This is a genomic window from Leifsonia sp. 466MF, assembly GCF_900100265.1.
Lineage (GTDB): Bacteria > Actinomycetota > Actinomycetes > Actinomycetales > Microbacteriaceae > Leifsonia.
This window is the reverse complement of record NZ_LT629696.1, coordinates 927,315-946,078: the sequence shown is the minus strand read 5'-3', so window position 1 is coordinate 946,078 and position 18,764 is coordinate 927,315. Positions and strand designations below refer to the sequence as shown.

Annotated in this window: 19 protein-coding genes, 1 tRNA gene and 1 pseudogene; 13 read left to right on the top strand and 8 right to left on the bottom strand. The window is 65.5% G+C overall.

Going from position 1 to position 18,764, the window contains the following annotated elements; translation table 11 throughout:
- The first annotated feature begins 67 nt into the window (after nt 1–67).
- From BLR91_RS04545 to BLR91_RS04530, 4 genes are all read left to right on the top strand, one after another.
- A complete protein-coding gene (locus tag BLR91_RS04545; RefSeq protein ID WP_089876800.1) occupies nt 68–745 on the top strand; it encodes a response regulator transcription factor in 678 nt (225 codons plus the stop codon).
- A gap of 207 nt (nt 746–952) precedes the next feature.
- Complete coding sequence (locus BLR91_RS04540) at nt 953–1,273, top strand: nucleotide pyrophosphohydrolase (protein WP_089881551.1); 321 nt, start codon at nt 953–955, stop codon at nt 1,271–1,273.
- Nucleotides 1,260–2,990: a DUF2075 domain-containing protein gene (locus BLR91_RS04535; RefSeq protein WP_089876802.1), complete on the top strand. Its 1,731-nt coding sequence runs from the start codon at nt 1,260–1,262 to the stop codon at nt 2,988–2,990. Before BLR91_RS04540 ends, BLR91_RS04535 begins: the two co-directional genes overlap by 14 nt.
- Nucleotides 2,991–3,113: 123 nt before the next feature.
- A complete protein-coding gene (locus BLR91_RS04530; protein ID WP_089876805.1) occupies nt 3,114–4,211 on the top strand; it encodes a hypothetical protein in 1,098 nt (365 codons plus the stop codon).
- Nucleotides 4,212–4,404: 193 nt separating this feature from the next.
- Here the strand turns inward: BLR91_RS04530 and BLR91_RS19950 are convergent, their stop codons facing one another.
- Together BLR91_RS19950 and BLR91_RS04510 are read right to left on the bottom strand one after the other, a co-directional pair.
- The gene (locus BLR91_RS19950) at nt 4,405–6,984 is read right to left on the bottom strand and encodes an AAA family ATPase (RefSeq protein WP_157694664.1); all 2,580 of its coding nucleotides are present in this window, start codon (nt 6,982–6,984) and stop codon (nt 4,405–4,407) included.
- Between the two features lie 268 nt (nt 6,985–7,252).
- Nucleotides 7,253–7,327, bottom strand: a tRNA-Arg gene (locus tag BLR91_RS04510).
- A 139-nt stretch (nt 7,328–7,466) separates the two neighbouring features.
- Between BLR91_RS04510 and BLR91_RS04505 the strand changes: the two genes are divergently transcribed.
- The 5 genes from BLR91_RS04505 to BLR91_RS04485 all read left to right on the top strand — a co-directional run bounded on the left by BLR91_RS04505 (nt 7,467) and on the right by BLR91_RS04485 (nt 10,309).
- Nucleotides 7,467–7,796, top strand: coding sequence for a PadR family transcriptional regulator (locus BLR91_RS04505; protein WP_020077087.1), 330 nt, complete (start codon nt 7,467–7,469; stop codon nt 7,794–7,796).
- A gap of 2 nt (nt 7,797–7,798) precedes the next feature.
- Nucleotides 7,799–8,167: a DUF1048 domain-containing protein gene (locus tag BLR91_RS04500; RefSeq protein ID WP_020077086.1), complete on the top strand. Its 369-nt coding sequence runs from the start codon at nt 7,799–7,801 to the stop codon at nt 8,165–8,167.
- Nucleotides 8,164–9,000, top strand: a complete 837-nt coding sequence (locus tag BLR91_RS04495; RefSeq protein WP_018191738.1) for an ABC transporter ATP-binding protein — start codon at nt 8,164–8,166, stop codon at nt 8,998–9,000. Before BLR91_RS04500 ends, BLR91_RS04495 begins: the two co-directional genes overlap by 4 nt.
- Nucleotides 8,997–9,767 (top strand): ABC transporter permease, encoded by a 771-nt coding sequence (locus BLR91_RS04490; protein WP_089876812.1) that lies wholly within the window; start codon nt 8,997–8,999, stop codon nt 9,765–9,767. Before BLR91_RS04495 ends, BLR91_RS04490 begins: the two co-directional genes overlap by 4 nt.
- 92 nt (nt 9,768–9,859) lie before the next feature.
- Nucleotides 9,860–10,309, top strand: a complete 450-nt coding sequence (locus tag BLR91_RS04485) for a GNAT family N-acetyltransferase (protein WP_089876814.1) — start codon at nt 9,860–9,862, stop codon at nt 10,307–10,309.
- Here BLR91_RS04485 and BLR91_RS04480 read toward each other — a convergent pair.
- The 4 genes from BLR91_RS04480 to BLR91_RS04465 form a co-directional block, all read right to left on the bottom strand.
- Complete coding sequence (locus tag BLR91_RS04480; protein ID WP_089876816.1) at nt 10,306–11,004, bottom strand: GNAT family N-acetyltransferase; 699 nt, start codon at nt 11,002–11,004, stop codon at nt 10,306–10,308. The genes BLR91_RS04485 and BLR91_RS04480 overlap by 4 nt on opposite strands.
- Before the next feature lie 10 nt (nt 11,005–11,014).
- A complete protein-coding gene (locus BLR91_RS04475; protein WP_089876818.1) occupies nt 11,015–11,530 on the bottom strand; it encodes an HNH endonuclease in 516 nt (171 codons plus the stop codon).
- Nucleotides 11,531–11,941: 411 nt separating this feature from the next.
- A complete protein-coding gene (locus tag BLR91_RS04470) occupies nt 11,942–12,880 on the bottom strand; it encodes a C40 family peptidase (protein WP_231918819.1) in 939 nt (312 codons plus the stop codon).
- 220 nt (nt 12,881–13,100) lie between these two features.
- Nucleotides 13,101–13,793, bottom strand: a complete 693-nt coding sequence (locus tag BLR91_RS04465; protein WP_018191744.1) for a metal-dependent transcriptional regulator — start codon at nt 13,791–13,793, stop codon at nt 13,101–13,103.
- A 131-nt stretch (nt 13,794–13,924) separates the two neighbouring features.
- Between BLR91_RS04465 and serC the strand changes: the two genes are divergently transcribed.
- Together serC and BLR91_RS20305 are read left to right on the top strand one after the other, a co-directional pair.
- The gene (serC, locus tag BLR91_RS04460; RefSeq protein ID WP_089876820.1) at nt 13,925–15,040 is read left to right on the top strand and encodes a phosphoserine transaminase; all 1,116 of its coding nucleotides are present in this window, start codon (nt 13,925–13,927) and stop codon (nt 15,038–15,040) included.
- Between the two features lie 7 nt (nt 15,041–15,047).
- Nucleotides 15,048–15,212, top strand: a pseudogene (locus BLR91_RS20305) (DUF2530 domain-containing protein); the annotation flags it as partial.
- Here BLR91_RS20305 and BLR91_RS04455 read toward each other — a convergent pair.
- A complete protein-coding gene (locus tag BLR91_RS04455; RefSeq protein WP_089876822.1) occupies nt 15,132–16,064 on the bottom strand; it encodes a DUF3027 domain-containing protein in 933 nt (310 codons plus the stop codon). The pseudogene BLR91_RS20305 and the gene BLR91_RS04455 sit on opposite strands and share 81 nt — an antisense overlap.
- Complete coding sequence (locus tag BLR91_RS04450; RefSeq protein ID WP_020077081.1) at nt 16,057–16,437, bottom strand: cold-shock protein; 381 nt, start codon at nt 16,435–16,437, stop codon at nt 16,057–16,059. The genes BLR91_RS04455 and BLR91_RS04450 overlap by 8 nt, the downstream gene beginning before the upstream one ends.
- 56 nt (nt 16,438–16,493) lie before the next feature.
- On the opposite strand from BLR91_RS04450, the gene BLR91_RS04445 reads away from it, so the two are divergent.
- Entirely contained in the window at nt 16,494–16,805 is a 312-nt protein-coding gene (locus BLR91_RS04445) for a hypothetical protein (RefSeq protein ID WP_018191748.1), read from the top strand.
- Between the two features lie 28 nt (nt 16,806–16,833).
- Nucleotides 16,834–18,726, top strand: coding sequence for a helicase-associated domain-containing protein (locus BLR91_RS04440; RefSeq protein WP_089876824.1), 1,893 nt, complete (start codon nt 16,834–16,836; stop codon nt 18,724–18,726).
- The last annotated feature ends 38 nt before the right edge of the window (nt 18,727–18,764 follow it).

Below are 18,764 nucleotides of genomic sequence, written 5' to 3'. Positions count from 1 at the left end.
GTTGATGGCTCCACGCAACCACCGGCGAGGACGGGGCGCCTCACCCCTAGGGGTGTAATGTGCGGCCATGTCGGCAGCCCCGGACATAGCGACGAAGCCGTTCACGATCGCCCTCGTGGACGACTACGACGTCGTGCTGCTGGGCCTCGCGCACATGCTGGATGATTTCCGGGACCGGTTGGTCGTCGCCGAGATCGACGCGAACGCCCCGCTGGATGAGCCGATCGACGTCGTCCTGTACGACGCGTTCGCCCAGCCGGAGTCCGGCCACGCGCAGATCGGCGAACTGGTGCGGAACCCCCGAGCCCGCCACGTCGTGGTCTACACGTGGAACTTCCATCCCGAGCTCATCGAAAGCGCGAGCGCGCAGGGCGTCCACGGCTACCTCTCGAAGACCCTCACGGCCTCAGAGCTGGTCGCCGCCCTCGAAGCCGTGAACTCCGGCCAGATCGTGGTGAGCGACTCCCCGGCGCGAGCCCGCAGCGCCGAGGAACTCGACTGGCCCGGCAAGGAAGAAGGGATCACGGACCGCGAGTCCGAGATCCTGGCCCTCATCACGCAAGGCAAGAGCAACGCGGCGGTCGCCGAACTCACGTACCTCAGCCCGAACACGGTCAAGTCGCACATCCGCAGCGTCTACCGCAAGATCGGCGCCAGCAGCCGGACGCAGGCGGTGCTGTGGGGCGTGGAGCACGGGTTCACGCCGGACCACCGGCGGATCGAGCGGTGGGTTGGTGGGGGCTGAGGGCGGCGTCCAGCATCACGCGACCGACCGCTTAGGGCACGCGGTGCTGCGCGGGCGACACGGCGGGCCTGAAGGCGACGACGAGCATGAGGCTGTCGGGGGAGCCACGCGCGAGCTGGACAGGGCCGTGTCCCGGCGTACTTTCAATCCGGCAACGCCGAGCCGCCAGCCGCACTGGAAGGTGTGATCAATTGCTACGGTGACAGCGTGACGAACGAGACAGTGCGCGACGCGCTCCGCGCTTTTGTGAAGGAGCGCGATTGGGCCCAGTTTCACTCCCAGGAGAATCTGGCGAAGAGCGTCGCCATCGAAGCAGGAGAACTCCTGGAGTGCTTCCAGTGGGGACCGGACGCCGACGGCGACCGGGTTCGCGATGAGTTGGCCGATGTCCTGACCTACTGCTTGCTTCTTGCTGACAAGCTCGGGGAAGACCCGGACGACATCATCCTGAATAAGCTGGCCAAGACCCGCGCAAAGTATCCCGTCGACAAGGCGCGCGGCAGAAGCACGAAGTATGACGAGCTTTGATGTGGTGCCGTTCGATCGTCGCGATGCGAACGGATCCGCGCTGGTCGACCCCCGGCTGAAGAACTGGCCCGTCGTCTATGTCATGGACGGGCAGAGCCAGGTCTATGTTGGCGAGACGCTCAGCCTGGTGTCGCGGATGCGGCAGCATAGCGCCGACTGCAAGAAGAACGCGCTCACGTCCGTGCGCGTCATTCTTCATGACGAGTTCAATAAGTCCGCTTGCCTGGATCTGGAGTCCTATCTGATCCGGATGTTCGCGGGAGATGGCCACCTGGAGGTGGTCAACGCGGTGCCGGGTGTCAGGGATGCCGCCTACTTCGATCGGGAGCGGTATCAGGCGTACTTCGACGACATCTTCACCGAGCTGCGCGAGCGCGGCCTGTTTCAGCGGACTGTCCCGGAGATTATCAATAGCGACCTCTTCAAATTCTCGCCGTTCAAGGCGCTCTCAGTTGATCAGGCCGTCGCTGTCGAGGACATCGTGGAGGGGTTGTTCGAGGATATCCGCGGCGGTGTGGTTGAGCCGATCGTCATTCAGGGTGACCCCGGAACCGGGAAGACAGTCGTCGCTGTCTATCTGCTCAAATTGTTGAGCGATATCCGTACACAGTCCTGGCAAGACGATCCTGACGAGGAGACGGTCTTCGCGGAATTCTTCGTCCCGGAGAACGCCGAGTTGCTCAGGAATTTCACCGTCGGTTTGGTCGTACCGCAGCAATCTCTCCGCGCCACTCTCCAAAGGGTCTTCGCGCTCACACCAGGTCTGAAGGATGTTCCGGTGATGACGCCGTTCGACGTGGGCAAATCGAAGCGTTCCTTCGACCTGCTGGTCGTCGATGAGGCGCACCGTCTGAACCATCGAGCCAATCAATCAGCCGGTCCACTCAACGCCGCCTTCGCCGCCATTAACGAGTCCCTCTTTGGCCGGGATACCGACGAGTACACCCAACTGGATTGGATCCGTGTGCGAAGTACTCACCAGATCCTTTTGGTCGACCCCGAACAGAGCGTGCGACCGGCCGATCTTCCGACGGACGTGATGGCAGCGCTGGTCACCACTGCACAGAAGGCGTACCGCTACTACCCGCTGCGGTCGCAACTGAGGGTCCGCGCCGGCGACGAATATACCCCCTACGTCAGGCGGATCCTTCGAGGCGACGAGGTGGCACCGCGCTCGTTCCCTGGCTACGATCTACGGTTCTTCGACGACGTTGGTCGCATGCGCGAGGAGATCGAGCGGCGAGACGCCGAGATCGGGCTTGCCCGTTTAGTGGCCGGCTATGCGTGGAAATGGCAAAGCAAGAAGGACCCAAGCGCCTATGACATCGAGATCGACGGCGAGCGTCTGCGATGGAACAGGACTCAGAAGGATTGGGTCTCCTCGCCCACATCCCTCTCAGAGGTTGGCTCCATTCACACGATCCAGGGCTACGACCTCAACTATGCCGGGGTCATCATCGGCCAAGACCTTCGATACGACTCCGCCAACCACAGGCTCATCTTCGACCGGTCGAACTACTTCGACACCAAGGGGATGGAGAACAACAAGCGTCGCGGTATCACCTACACAGACGCGGACATCCTCGAATACGTCGTCAACATCTACGCCGTCCTGTTGACGCGAGGAATCCGCGGGACGTACGTGTATGTGTGCGATAAGTCGCTGCGGGAGTACCTGCGCGGGTATCTAGCTTTACCGGGGACCGACCGCGGGTAGCCGCCTCTGAGCAGCGAAGAGTAGCTTCGCAATCTAAGTGGTGCTGGCCCTGCGCGGCCCATCCTCGGATCGTCACCATTCGTGGGGGTTGCTGGCATTACATGTGATCAATAGCGTCGGGGAGTGGCCGACATAACTCCTGCGCATCTGTCCCTGGAACTCAACGTGAGCCAGAAGCAGATTCGGGATGCGCTGCGAGGCCGATACGGCATCCTTCAGGACGGAACCACACGATGGAAGCTCACCGACGACCAGGCGGCGGCCGTCCGCGCACGCTTCGTAAGACGCACCTTCGTGACGCCGCCCACCTGGACGCTCGAACCCGGCGACACAGTCCTCCGGCGTGAGCTGCATGCCGCCTATGGAGGAAGTGCTCGTAACGGCATAGTGACTCTAAGGAGTTTGCCGGACATCATTGCTTTCACGGACCCCGCGAGTGGAGCCGGCTTCGGTTACCACCTCTACGAGGGACTCCAGCCCGACGGCTCGTACTCCTACACAGGAGCAGGTCAGCGAGGCGATCAGAGGTTTACACGTGGAAACCTCGCGATCAGAGACTCAAGCGTGACTGGGCGACCCATCCGGCTGTTCACCGTGAATGGCACATCTGTGACGTATGTCGGCGAGTTCACCACTGGGACACCCACATTCTGGCCCCGCACAATCCCGGATAGAGATAACATCCCCCGCAACGGCATTGTCTTCAACCTCGTGCCGGTGCATGCGGACAGCCGACTGTTGGCTCCAGCTTCCGAGCCAACCGGTCTTGCGCAACTTGCAACTTGGAGTCCGCCCGACGCGACGGATGTCGTGATTGCGGGGGACGGCAGCGACATCCCTGGCGATCGGACCGTTTCACGCATTGAATTCGAACTCCAAGCCGCCTTCGGCGTCTGGCTCTTGAACCAAGGCGAAATGATCAAGCGATTGCTGCTCGCATCGGGGGATGCGCTCATTGAGCCCGATCTGTTCGTCGAATCGCGCGGGTGGATCGTTGAAGCCAAGAAGTCTTCCGGTCGCGAATACGTTCGAACCGCCATAGGTCAAGTGCTCGACTACGTTTACGTCGCCGAAAAGGCGAAGATTGCCGCGACCCCTGTCATCCTGCTGCCGGGGCGACCGTCAGAGGATCTGGTCGAATTGCTCCACCGGCTCGGCATCACCCTCATCGTTCGGACCGGCAACGACTTCAACGTGATAGCTTCGCCGACAACCGCGTAGCACCTTGGCCGCGACGGAATGATCAGAGCCGCGACTAAAGGCACCCGGCAACACTCGAGTCTGGCCGACTCGCGAGAGATCCAGCGGCCGGGTTCAATGACAAGACGGTGAAGAAGACGCCGATCGAGACAGGTGTCGAGGTGCAGGATCGGACACGGAATCCGGCCTCGTCAGCACGCGTACCACGGCGAAATTAATTGGCGTACGCGACCATCTTCTTCCACCACGCCTCGGCGCGATTAAGTTCGGCTTCCATGTCGTCGATCGACGGCGCCACGAAATTGACTTCTTCGCTCTTGTCGTGGCGGGGTGCCCACTTCGAGACCTGACTGTATCCGCTCTGGAAATCGGAATTGTCCTCCGCCGTGATCTTGGCTAGAAGCTTGATCATCTTGGGGCGCACTTCGGTAGTTCCACGGTCTACAACTTTGCCGACTACGTCATTTCGCACGATGCGCTCCCAAGTCTCAGAAAGCTTCCCCGCCCAAAGCTGAACCCGGTTGTCGTATTCCTCTGTAGAAAGGGCCAATTGATCCTTCTTGAGTTTCGCGAGGTCGGCCCGGAGGTCTCCAATGCGCTTCTTTGCATCCTTCGCCTTCCACGGATGCATGGCCAGGACGGCACCCGGGACACCCTTATCCTTGACGATCGAGCGCTCCTCGATAGGAACGTCCTCTTCATCAGCTGCTCGGATCAGGTCTCCCAGAAACGTCAGGTCGTGGGTAAAGACAATCACTTGGCGCTTACTAGCGAGTGCTGCGATTCGCCGTGCCACCTTCTCACGGCGACCATGGTCGAGTGATGTGATCGGGTCGTCCAAGACAAGGGCGGACTTTGAGTCATCGAAGTTGATTTCGGTAAGCAACCCCGCAAGCCCCAGGGCCGTCTGCTCACCTTCACTGAGTACGTCGCGGACCGTCTTGGTCGTGAGCGTTGCACCAAGCAGCGCTGGCTTGTGGCGGAGTTTTCCTTTGCCACCGCCTTTGTCATCCAACTTGACGTGGTCAAGACCGAGACGGTCGGATTCGCGCGAGAATCGATCGTTGACTTGTTCATTTACGTAGGTACGCGTGAGCGCGATGGATTGCTTAGTGATCGGCTGGGTGGAGACGCTGTTCCTAATTGCGGTGATATCTCGCTCGGCTCGCTGTCGGGCAGCGTCCTTCTTAAGACTTTCGGCATGCTTGGCGAGCTCGATTCTGTCTCGAAATTCGTTCTTGGCGTCAGTTGCTTCCTTCAATCGTGCAGCGAATGCTACGGCGTCAACCTTTTCGGCGCGTTGCCGAATGGATTCAGCACGCGTCTTCAGGTCGTCTCGGTCGATTGACGCGAGTGGCACTGCCGGCTCTTCGGTTTCGGTTCGCAGTCGTTCACCAATTCGTCCCTTAGCGAGTCCGGCGGTGTCGAGAGCAAGCCGCAGTTCATCCGCAAGCGTGGGATCTTCGGCTTCAATCGCCGCAAGGGCATTCGTTGTGGCGACGGTAGCAACCTCAAATTGCACCAGGGAAGAGATCGCGTGCTGTGCTGCCGCTTCGGCTTCCTTGGCTCTTTTGGCTGTTACATCGTGAACAAATTCTTGAAAACGAGTCAGCCGCATGGATGCGTCGTCGGCAAGCGGTTGCTGGCAAAGAGGACAACGAGCGTCATCACTCACATAGGGAAAATCGTGCTCATGATAAGCGACTTGCTTCGAATAGTTCTCCGCCGCCTCCCACAAGGCGCGCCATGATGCTGTCCCCACGCCTTCTAGCGGTTCATTCGTGAAGTTGGTCTTCGAAGCCAAATCCGCTGCCGCGCGAAGAGCGCGCGCATTACTCAAGAGTTCTTCGACTTTAGCTGAAGCCGCCGGACTCAGAAATTCATCGAAATCGTCGAGATGATCAGCCATGAGGTCCAGCGCTGCAGCGGCCTTAGTAAGTCGCGTCTTCTCCGTCGAAGGATTGGTCGATTGGAGCCGCCCCTCTTCTTGCACGAGCGTGGCCAACTGTGCCTCCGCATCTGCAGGTAGCTCAACCGCCGAATCAATCTGCTGATCCGTCGTATTCGCGCTGAGGGAAGACGCGAACTTTCTAGCCGCCGACGACGCAGTAAGCCCCGGAATCTCATGCGGCTTCCCAGCCACTTTCGCAAGCTCACGGTCCAGCGCACTCCGGAGCATATCCGCCGCCTCAACAAGCTGATCAAGCACATTTAGCGCTGAAGGCCGATAGCTGAGTTCGGTGTCATTGATGAGGTAATGGTCTCCACAAGCCTCGTCGTAGAAATGGACCTGGCGAAGCTCTGGATCAGTGCCCTGCGGCCAGGTGATTGTATGCGGTTTACCATCTATACGGTAGGTGATGACCGCGCTCTGGTCTTTGGGCGCTTTGGGGTTGAAGGCGTTAGGCAGAATCTCTTGCCGATGCCGTGCACCGACGACGTCCTTAACCAGACGAGCGAAGCCCGACTTGCCACTTCCGTTGTCGCCATACACCACCGTCAAGCCAGACTCACCAAAAACCAGTTGTCCCCCATCGGCCAACGCATTGACATTGACAAGGTCGCCGATCGATACCAATTCGACTCTCGCTCCACCGCTCGCCGAAGTAGGCAGGTCCTCGGCAGAAAGCTCGGCCGGCTTGGGAAGAGCCTTCTTCGCCACAAGATCCGCCGCTAGCGATTCGGCGAATTGCTCATCCACGCCGCCGGCCTCGAGAATCTGGGCTGCCAGAATGCGAATCCAATCTGGTCGCTGATTGACCCAGGAAGCGATTTCTTCTTCGATCGACGGCACGGCGTTCCCCCAATTCCCACCACCTTTTGTGCCCCGCCGGGCATATATCGATTGTGGTGACATCGACAACACTATCGGTGCATGCGAATCGCCCAGCGAATACCAGCATGTACCGGCGGTAGATACCTTGCGGGACTGAAACATCTGCCAACGATGCTGCATCGTTCCCGCGAGCATCCAGGTGATTTATGGCGAGCAAGAAGGTCGCCCTTGGCGCGCGATGACCTCATCTAAATTCTAATGCTTCGTGTGCAAGCATTAGAAATTTTGGTGCCCCTGGAGGGACTCGAACCCCCAACCGTTTCCTTAGGACGGAACTGCTCTTCCATTGAGCTACAGAGGCTGGCCCGTCGAGTCTACCGAACCCCACGCCATCCCCTTCCCAAAAAAGATAGCTATTCAGTGTTGCTATCTACCGGTACTCATGCTTACTATGTACCGGTAATCAGCAACACTGACTAGCAAGCAGGAAGGAGGGTCCCATGGGCAAGCAAGAGACCGAGATGCTCAAGGGGACGCTCGAGGGCATCGTGCTCGCCATCCTGTCGCGTCGGCCCGCATACGGGTACGAGATCACCGCATGGCTGCGCGACCAGGGGTTCGCCGACATCGCGGAGGGCACGATCTACGCCCTCCTCGTCCGGGTCGAACAGCGCGGGCTGGTGGATGTCGAGAAGGTTCCATCCGAGAAGGGTCCGCCCCGCAAGGTGTACTCCCTCAACGCCCGGGGTCGTGACTACCTCGAAGAGTTCTGGAGGACGTGGAGCTTCCTCGCAGAGCGGATCGAACAGCTCCACGAAGGAGACAACTGATCATGGCAGCGAAGTGGATCGAGACGATCACCGGATCCCTCGAGCAGAAGAAGCAGTACCGGCAGTACAAGGCCCGCGTGCAGGCCCTGCCGGAGCCGTACCGCGGCGCCGCGAAGGCGTTCGAGCGGTACTTCATGTACAACGGCGGCATCACCGACGGCGACACGCTCGTCACGATGCTCACCGATTTCGCCGACATGTGGGAGCGCGCCGCCATCGACGGCACGCCGATCAGCGAGCTCGTCGGGGGCGACCCCATCGACTTCGCCGAGACCTACACGGAGTCGTACGGCGGCGTGAAGTGGATCGACAAGGAGCGGGCCCGCCTCATCAAGGCGGTCCAGGAGGCAGAACAGGAGGAGAAGAAATGAGCGCAACCGCGATCAGCGTCCGCGGCATCCAGAAATCGTTCAAAGACATCGAAGTGCTCCGCGGGGTCGACTTCGACGTGCAGGCGGGCACCATCTTCGCGCTGCTCGGCTCCAACGGGGCCGGCAAGACGACGCTGGTCCGCATCCTCAGCACCCTCCTCCGCGCAGACGGCGGCACCGCCACCGTGCAGGGGGTGGATGTGGCGGCCAAGCCGGGCGACGTCCGCGGCGCGATCAGCCTCACCGGGCAGTTCGCGGCGGTGGATGAGGTGCTCAGCGGACGCGAGAACCTCATCCTCATCGCCAAGCTCCGCCACCTGAAGGACCCGGCCGGCATCGCCGACGACCTCCTCGCCCGCTTCTCGCTCACCGACGCCGGCAAGCGCAAGGCGGCAACCTACTCCGGTGGGATGCGGCGCCGGCTCGACATCGCGATGAGCCTGATCGGCAACCCGCCGATCATCTTCCTCGACGAGCCGACCACCGGACTCGACCCGCAGGCGCGGATCGAAGTCTGGGACACGGTCAAGCGCCTCGCCGGGCAGGGCACCACGGTGCTGCTCACCACGCAGTACCTGGACGAGGCCGAGCAGCTCGCCGACCGGATCGCCATCCTCCACAAGGGCACGATCATCCAGAACGGCACCCTCGACGAGCTCAAGCGGCTGCTCCCCGCCGCGAAGGTCGAATACGTCGAGAAGCAGCCGACGCTCGAGGAGGTCTTCCTCGCCCTCGTCGGCGACACGGGAGACGACAGCGGCGAGAACGCCGACACCGACACCACCACCGACCGCACCGACGGCGCGGCCGCCACAGGAAGGAAAGCACGATGACCGCCACCGTTCTCAGCGACACCGGTGTGCTCACCGGGCGCTCGCTCCGCCACATCCTGCGCAGTCCCGACACCATCATCACCACCGCGGTCACGCCGATCGCGCTGATGCTGCTGTTCGTGTACGTGCTCGGCGGGGCGATCAACACCGGATCCAGCAGCTCGTACGTCAACTACCTGCTGCCAGGGATCCTGCTCATCACGATCGCCTCCGGGGTCGCGTACACGTCGTATCGGCTGTTCCTCGACCTGCAGGGCGGCATCTTCGAGCGGTTCCAGTCCATGCCGATCGCCCGCAGCAGCGTCCTGTGGGGGCACGTGCTCACGTCCGTGGTCGCCAACATCGTCTCCATGGCGATCGTCATCGGCGTCGCACTGATCATGGGCTTCCGCACGGGAGCGTCGGTCTGGGCCTGGCTCGGAGTCGCCGGCATCCTCATCCTCTTCACCGTCGCCCTCACCTGGCTCGCGGTCATCGCGGGACTCTCGGCGAAGACGGTGGATGGGGCCAGCGCCTTCAGCTACCCGCTGATCTTCCTGCCCTTCATCAGCTCGGCGTTCGTTCCGACCACGTCGATGCCCGGCCCGGTCGCCTGGTTCGCCGAGAACCAGCCCGTCACGTCCATCGTCAACACCATCCGGGCGCTGTTCGAACAGCAGCCGGTCGGCAGCGACATCTGGATCGCCCTCGCCTGGCTCGTCGGCATCCTCGTCATCGCGTACGCCTTCGCGATGGTCATCTACCGCCGCAAGATCACCGCGGGTTGACCGGGGTCACCGCTGCCGGCCCCGGCACCGAACGGAAGGTTCCGACAGGACCTTCCGCTTCGGTCGTTAACCGCTCGGCTAGCGTGGAGGGCATGAACGCCCCCGTCGACATCGAGGTCGCGACCACGCTGAGCCCCACCGAACTGGATGCGATCGAGCGCCTCCTCCCCCAGCTCTCGTGCACCGCCGGCTACGACCGCGACCGGATGCTGGCCATGCTCGACCATCCCGGAACCGATCTCCTCCTCGCCCGCGTCGACGGGCAGATCGTCGGCATGGCGACCCTCGCCACCTTCCCCCTCCCGACTGGCTGGCGCGGCCACGTCGATGACGTCGTGGTCGACGACGCGCAGCGCGGAAAGGGGATCGCGCGGCAGCTGCTCGACGCGATCATCGACCTCGCGCGCGAACGCGACCTGCGAACCCTCGACCTCACGTCCCGCCCCAGTCGCACGGCAGCCATCCGCCTCTACGAATCCGTCGGCTTCGAGCGCCGCGACTCGGTGCTGATGCGGCTCCGGTCGATGGAGTCCGACGGCTAGAGGCTCAGCCTGATCCCGAGGTTCTCCCCGCGGTCCTCGAATCCGAGCGACCGTGCGAGAGAACGCGAGGCCGCGTTGCTCGCCAGGCTCCTCCAGCGGGCGATGGCCGCCAGCTCGATCGCCTCATTCACCGCCGCCGCGGCGACCCGGCGGCCGTACCCTCTCCCCCGGGCGCCCGGGAGGGTGAGCACGCCGATGTCCGACGGCTCCGCCATCCAGACGCTCAGTCCGGCCGCAGCAACGAGTCGACCGTTCTCCCGCATCCCGAACACCGTGGTCGCGTCCGCCAGGCCCGACTCCTCGAACTCGCCCTCCCCGACCTTCTCTGCGAACAGCCGGACGTCGTGCTCCGAGACCTCCGCGATGTCACGGAGGTCGGACGCGACGGGGTCGCTGCGGTACGAGTGGATGGCGGGCCCGAGCACGTGCGGAGAGAACGCGTCGAGGTCCACTCGCCAGCGGACCGCGTCCAACGCGTCCTCGGCGGGAACCGCGCGGAGGATGGGCTCGAGCTTCGTCCGTTCGCGGCCCGGAGCGCGAAGACGCACCACGCCGGGTCGAACAAGGACGTAGACCCCTGGCCATGGGTCGCGTGCCCAGGTCGTGTGGCTGCCCGGCTCCCAGATCCGGCCGACCTCCACCTCGAAGACTTCGGCCCAATATCCGTCGACGCGCGCCTCGGCCTCCGCCTTCATGCAGGCGTGCTCACCCGGCCAGCTGCAGCTCGTGGCGGCGCCACGGCTCCGTGAACTCCTCCCAGTTGGGGTCGTTCCAGCGCATGCTGATCAGCGACGCCATGTTCAGGTGCGGCTCCTTCGGCTCGAACGGGAGCTTCCAGCCCAGCTCGCTGAGCAGGCGGTCCGACTTCACGTTGTTGCAGCGGAAGCAGGCGACGACGACGTTGTCCCACGTGTGCGTGCCGCCGCGGGCACGCGGGATGACGTGGTCGAGGGTGTCGCCGTACTTGCCGCAGTACGCGCACACGTGGCCGTAGCGCTCCAGTGCGGACTTGCGGGTCAGCGGGATGCGGCGGTGCGGCACCTTGATGAACTGGTTCAGGAGAACGACGCTCGGCGCATCCAGAACCAGGGAGCGGCTGTGCAGCTGCGCCCCGCTCCCGGCGATCGTCGACGCTTTGCCGCTCAGCACCAGCATGATCGCGCGTCGCGTCGCGATCACGCCGAGCGGCTCGTAGCTGGCGTTGAGAACCAGAGTCTTCATCTGCGGCCTTTCGGGACAAAAGGGAGGGTGCTCGGGCAAACAAAAAGGGCACTGTCCGTGCGGACAGCGCCCAAGGAGGAGGCGGCATGGCGGCGGCACGCCACATGGTGGCGGTGGCAGGCCTCGACGTGGTGACGGCAGGCGAGGAAGTCGCCCCAGCGGGAGAGCGTGATGCTCGATCCCGTCGGAAGGCCGCGCTCGTCCCACCCGGTCGCCCTCAGCGGCCCGGCGGAACGTGTTCCGGCCATCGGATCCTCCGATTCTGCGGCTGCATGACGCAGCGTCAGAACGCCAGGGTAACCCAGAAACGGCGCGCCACCTATTCGGGGCGCGCCGTTCCGGTGCTGTGGTGCGGAGTGTTCACCGGACGGAAACCGTTCAGGTCCGGTCCGGAGGGGATGCCGACTGGGCTCAGATGCCCAAGCGGACGATGTAGTAGTCGCTGGTCCAGATCGGGCGGATCGAGATCGACCGGCCGGTGTCCGGGGCGTCCATGATGTTGCCGTTGCCTGCGTAGAAACCGTCGTGGCCCGGCATGATCACCAGGTCGCCCGGCTGTGCGTCGGCGATCGAGATGCGCTTGCCCATCGCGGCCTGACCCGACACCGAGTGCGGGAGGGAGATCCCGAACTGGGCGTACACGTACATCACGTAGCCGGAGCAGTCGAAGCCCGCGGGGCTGGCGCCGCCGTACACGTACGGGGTGCCGATGTACTGCTGGGCCACCGAGAACACCTGCGAGAGGCTGAAGCTCGGGTACGGCGGGTTGGCCAGGAAGTCGGAGACCGACGGGCCGGTCGACTTGCTCGCGTAGGTGGCCAGCTCGACGGCGGCCTGACGACGCGCAGCCTCGGCGGCGGCGACCGCAGCGGCGGCGGCCTTCTGCTGGGCCAGCTGCTCCTCGGTGGTCGCGGAGGCGGCGTCACGGTTGACGGTCGACGCGGCGACACCGCCGACCTCGACGGTCTGCGACTGCGCCTTCTTCATCGAGTCGGCGGCGCTGGGGCCGAAGCCCGCGCTCTCGGCGTCGTTCGGGTTGAAAGCGAAAGCAGGGAGGGACATGGTCGCGATGATCCCGGTGGCGACGGTGATGACACCGGCGTTGAGGATCCATCCGCCCTTGCGCTTCTTCTTCGCCTGAGCGGCCGTCGAGCCGGTGGCCGTGCGGACGGCGGTCGAGGCGGCGCGGCCGTTCGTTCGCGCCGGCGACGATGCCGTGCGGGACGACGCTGCGGCCTCACGCTGCGCGCGGCGGGAGACAGGGGTCGAAGGGGAAGAAGTGATGTCCGTGCTGCTCTGGTCCGGGTTCGAACGGTCCTGGGAGGGACCGGTCGTGCTCGAGTCTGCCAAAGTGTGACCTCCAACGCTCCGGCAGCACTAGGGAGCTGCCCCCGTCCGAACGAGTGGCTTCGGCTTCACGGATCGAGAGACGGGTATAGGGGGGTGGAGCGTCTCGATCCAGGGTCCTGATGGGCCGGGTGGTGGCCCGTTCGGACTCGTAAGAGACTACGGGACGAGACCCCGTTTGTCACATCTTTTTGGCCGCTTTTTAACGAATCGGTAACGGGATTCAGGCGTCGACGAAGATGTGCGCCGCGAGTTCGTTGGGCAGTTCCAGCCCGGTGTCGAACCCGTCGATCTGTACGGCGACGTACGAGCCGGCGGCGGAGAAAGTGCCGGTCGAGCCGGGAAAAACGCCCGCCTGCTTGAGCTGCAGGAGGAGCTCGGGGTCGACCTGGGCGGGCTCGCCCAGACGTCGGATCCTGGCAGTCACCCCGGAATCGCTGCTGCGGACGACGTCGACCAGGTTGATCAGGTTCTCGGTCGAAAGCGACGAGTCGACGGCGCCCAGCTCGCCGAGACCGGGGATCGGGTTGCCGTACGGCGACTCGGTCGGGTGGCCCAGCATGGTCAGCAGCTTGCGCTCCACCTGCTCGCTCATCACGTGCTCCCAGCGGCACGCCTCTTCGTGGACGTACTCCCACTCGAGCTCGATGACGTCGCTCAGCAGGCGCTCTGCGAGGCGGTGCTTGCGCATGACGTGGACAGCCTTGCGGCGGCCGTCGTCGGTGAGCTCTAGGTGGCGGTCACCGGAGACGACGACGAGTCCATCGCGCTCCATACGGCCGACGGTCTGCGAGACGGTCGGACCGGAGTGGCCGAGACGCTCGGAGATGCGCGCACGCAGGGGGACGATGTTGTCCTCCTCCAGCTCCAGGATGGTGCGAAGGTACATCTCGGTCGTATCGATCAGATCGGTCATGAACCCCTCCACGTGACGGCGCGCGAACGTCGGATATCAGCCTACTTGGTGCGGCTGACAGCCTGGCGCAGGCGCGGGCGGAGCGCCGGTGCGCGCCGTCCTGGACGTGCAACAGCCAATACACTTCAGTTATGCCGGACGTCACGATTCCCTCTGAGCTGCTGCCCGCCGACGGTCGATTCGGATGCGGACCCTCCAAGGTCCGGCCCGAGCAGGTCGCGTACCTGGCCGGCGCCGGTGCGGAGCTGCTGGGCACCTCCCACCGCCAGGCACCGGTCAAGAACCTGGTGGGCCGCGTGCGCGAGGGCCTCGGCGAGCTGTTCCGCCTGCCCGAGGGCTACGAGGTCGTCATCGGCAACGGCGGGTCGACCGCGTTCTGGGACGCCGCGGCGTTCGGTCTCATCGAGAAGCGCAGCGAGAACCTCGTCTTCGGCGAGTTCGGCGGCAAGTTCGCCAAGGCGGCGCAGACCCCGTGGCTGGACGCCCCGCACGTCATCGAGGCGCCGGGCGGATCGCGCAGCGAGGTCGAGGTCGTGGAGGGCGTCGACCTGTACGCCTGGCCGCACAACGAGACGTCCACCGGCGTCATGGCGCCGGTGCGCCGCGTCCACGGCGACGACGGCGCGCTCACGGTGATCGACGCGACCAGCGCGGCCGGTGGGGTCGACCTCGATGTCAGCGAGGCGGACGTCTACTACTTCGCCCCGCAGAAGAACTTCGCCTCGGACGGCGGCCTGTGGCTCGCCCTCTTCTCCCCCGCCGCTCTGGAGCGCGTCGAGCGCATCGCGGCGAGCGACCGTTACATCCCCGAGTTCCTCAGCCTCAAGAACGCGGTCGACAACTCGCGCCTGAACCAGACGCTGAACACCCCGGCGATCGCGACGCTGGTGCTGCTCGAGAACCAGCTCGAGTGGATGAACGGCAACGGCGGCCTCGCCTGGGCCGACGCCCGCACTCGCGAGTCGTCGGGCGCACTGTACTCGTGGGCCGAGTCGGTCGAGTACGCGACCCCGTTCGTCGCCGACCCCGACCACCGGTCGCAGGTCGTCGTCACGATCGACTTCGACGAGCGCGTGGATGCGGCAGCGGTCGCGAAGACGCTGCGGGCCAACGGCGTGGTCGACACGGAGCCGTACCGCAAGCTCGGCCGCAACCAGCTCCGCGTCGCGACCTTCACCGCGATCGAGCCCGCGGATGTGCGCGCCCTGATCGGCTGCATCGAATACGTGGTCGAGCGGCTGGGCTGAGAGCGCGATGCGCCTCTGGCTCCGCGACGACGAACGTCGGCCCGATCCGGTCCCCGTGAAGACGGATGACCGGCGGGCCGTCGTCGTCGGGCTAGCCCTGTGGGTGATCGCCCTCGTCGTCGTGCTGGTCGTCGGCGGACCGGTCATCGCCTCCGGCACCTGGCTCTGGACCATCGTCGTCGGACTCGTCCTCGGCGTCCTCGGACTCGGCTACCTCACCGTCAAGCGCCGCCGCTGAGGCGTCGGGCTCGTCGTCGTCCTCGTCCGAGTCCTCATCCGGCTCAACGTCATCGTCATCGTCGTCGTCCGAGTCCTCGTCGTCGGCGTCCTCGTCGGCGAGCGCCGCCGCCTCCTCCGCCTCGAGGTCGAGGTCGGTGTCGACGTCCGTCTCCTCGTCGAAGTCGACGTCGACGCTGTCGATGTCCACGCCGTCCACATCATCGTCGTCGTGCAGGTCGTGCACGTCGTGGTCGTCCTCGGCGTCGTCGAAGCCCTCCTCGGACTCGTCGTCGCCCTCGTCCTCGTCCTCGTCGTCCGCGTCATCGTCCTCCGACTCGGCCTCCGCACCGGCGTTCGCCTCCTGCGCGGCCTGGTACTCGGCGAGACGCTCCGACCACGGCACCCAGTCGGGTGCGAGCAGCGACCCGTCGCCGGGCATGAGCTCGGCTTCGAGCACGGTCGGCTCGTCGTCATCGCTCGCGCGGCCGACGGTGACGGTCCAGTGCCAGTCCGGGTAACCGGACAGGCGGCTGGCGAACAGCAGGGAGACGACACCCGGCGCCTCGACAACGTGCCCGAGGGGCTCGCCGATCGTGTTCTCCGGAGTGATCTCGCGCAGCGCCTGGAGCGCCAGCGGGACAGCGGCGAGCAGCTCGGGATCGGCCACCAGCGGTTCGGCCGGCTCCGCATCCTCGATCACCTCGACGATGTCGATCTCTTCGACCTCGACCTCGACGTCCTCCGGCACCGTCTCACTCTCGACCGCCTCGGCGGCCGGGGAGATCTCGTCGCCGCGCTCAGGCATCCAGGTCGTCCGCGACCTTGCGCAGCACGGCCGCGATCTTCGCGCCGTGCGCCTTGTCGGGGTACTTGCCTCGGCGCAGGTTCGCGCCGATGCCGTCGAGCAGCTTCACGAGGTCTTCGACGATGATCGCCATGTCGTCGGCCGACTTGCGCTTCATCTTCACCAGGCTCGGCGGAGCCTCCAGGACGCGGACGGACAGCGCCTGTGCTCCGCGCTTGCCGTCGGCGATGCCGAACTCCAGACGGGTTCCCGATTTGACGACGGCACCGGCGGGAAGCGCCGAGGCGTGCAGGAAGACTTCCTGGCCGTCATCGGAGCTGATGAAGCCGAAGCCTTTCTCCTCGTCGTAGAACTTGACCTTGCCGGTTGGCATGGGAACCTCACTTCGCATGGGGGATCGTATGACCAACCTCAATTATCCTTGATTTCGTGACCCAACAGACCCCGCCGCCGGCATCGCGGCTCCAGCGCATCCTTGCGTACATCATCGCTGCGCTCGTCATCGTCTCCCTGGTCTGCATCGCGGCCATCCTCATCGGCACCGCAGCGGGTCAGTTCGCCGCCCAGGGATCGGGTCAGGGCCTCTGGCCGACGGTGTTCTTCTTCCCCTTGGTCGCGCTTCCGATCGCGTTCGTGCTGATCGTCGTGCTGATCATCGTCAGCGCCCGCCGCAACCGCGCTCTCAACCGGGCGAACGGCACGCCCGGCTCTGCGCCCACCGGACCCAAGGGCCGGCGCTAGGGGCCGGGGCGACCGGCGGTTCGGCGCCATGACGACGACGCTCGCTCTCGCAGCACGACTGCGGGAGCTGGATGACGCTGAGCTCGTCTCCGCGCTGCACCGGCGCACCTACCGCCGGACGGGGGTGTCCGACTTCTTCGACCTGGCGGACGCCCTCCTCGACGCGGACTCCCTCCAGCGCGCGCTGACCCCGCTCGACCGGACACGCCTCGCCGCACTCGTCGCGCTGGGCAGCGGCGGCGGACCGCTGACCGCGGAGGAGCTCGCCGACCGGCTGACCCGCGAGCCGGCGACCGCCGGAACCACGGTCGACTCGGCCGCGGCCGCCCTCGCCGACCTGGACGGCCTCCTGCTCGTCCATCCCGCCGACGCCGACGCCGATCCTGCCTCCGACGCGCCGGTCGGCCGCGTCGTCGTCTACGTCGCCGTGACCGAGCACCTCGCCTCGTGGCCGGCTTCCGGACTCCCGTCGCCGGCCGAGCTGCTCAGCACCCCGCCTCCGCCCGCGTTGGCGCCCGTGCCCGACACGGAGAGCCGCTTCACCGACCGCCTCGCCTCCGAGCGCGCCTTCGAGGCCGTGACGGCCGTGTCCGAACTGCTCGCGGAACTCGCGCGCGAGGGCGCCCGCCGACTGCAGAAGGGCGGACTCGCGCTCCCGGCGGTCAAGCGCCTGGCCGAGGCCCTCTCGGTGGAGGCGGACGTCGTCCCCGTGGTCCTCTCCGCCGCCGAGCGCGCCGGGCTCGTCGCCGTCGACGACGGGATGTGGCTGCCGACCGAGGCCGCGGCGGACTGGTCGCACTCCCCCACCCGCGACCGCTGGCGTGCCCTCGCCGCCGCGTGGCTCGACGCCCTCCCCGCCGACCTCCGCACCCTGCTCGCCCTGCGCAGCCGCGCCGCGTGGGGCGACAGCCTGCGTGAGCATGTCGCCTGGCTGTACCCGGCGGCCGTCGAGGAGGCGCAGCGACGCGTGGATGCGCACACGCGCCTCGCGGAATGGCTCGGCGTCACCGCGCACCAAGCGCCGTCCTCCGCAGGCACCGCCCTGGTCGAGAGCGGTCCGGAGGCTGCTACGGAGGTCATGGCCGCCGCGTTCCCGGCCGAGGTCGACCGCGTCTACTTGCAGCACGACCTCACGATCGTCTCCCCCGGACCGCTGGCGCCGGAGATCGAAGGACGCCTGCGCGGGATCGCCGACCTCGAGTCCCGAGCGCTCGCCGCGACCTTCCGCCTGTCCGCCGCGTCGGTCGACCGTGCGCTGACGGCGGGCGAGACGGCGGACGGCATTCGCGAGTTCCTCAGCACGATCTCGCTGACCGGACTCCCGCAGCCGATCGAGTACCTGATCGCCGATGCCGCCGAGCGGCACGGGCGCGTCCGCGTGCACGAAGCGGAGCGCGAGAATGTGCGGTCGGCGGTCCGTTCGACGGACGCGACGCTGCTCCGCAGCATCCAGATCGACCAGGCGCTCAGCTCCCTGCGGCTGATCCCGACCGGAGACGGCGAACTGGTGAGCCGGTACCCGCGGGATGTGGTGTTCTGGGCGCTCAGCGACGCGCGCTACCCCGTGGTGGCGGAGGACGCGGACGGGCGCGAGGTGACGCTCCGTCGCCAGCGGTTCGCGCATCCCCGTGCCGCCGAGGAGGCCGACCGCGACGCGGAACTGGTCGCGCGGCTGCGGCAGACCGAGGACGACGCCGGCGAGGACACGGGCGAGCGCTGGCTGGCGCGGCAACTGGATGCGGCGGTCAAGGCACGCCAGACCGTCATCGTTGAGGTGGCCATGCCCAGCGGCGACGTCGTCGACTACCTGCTGGAGCCGACCGGGGTTGGCGGCGGCCGGCTGCGCGGACGCGACCGTGCAGCGGACATCGAGCGGACACTCCCGCTCTCCAGCATCCGGGGCGTGCGCCCGGCACCGTGATCGCGGCGGCGGTGCGGCCGCGTCCGGTTCCCGGCCAC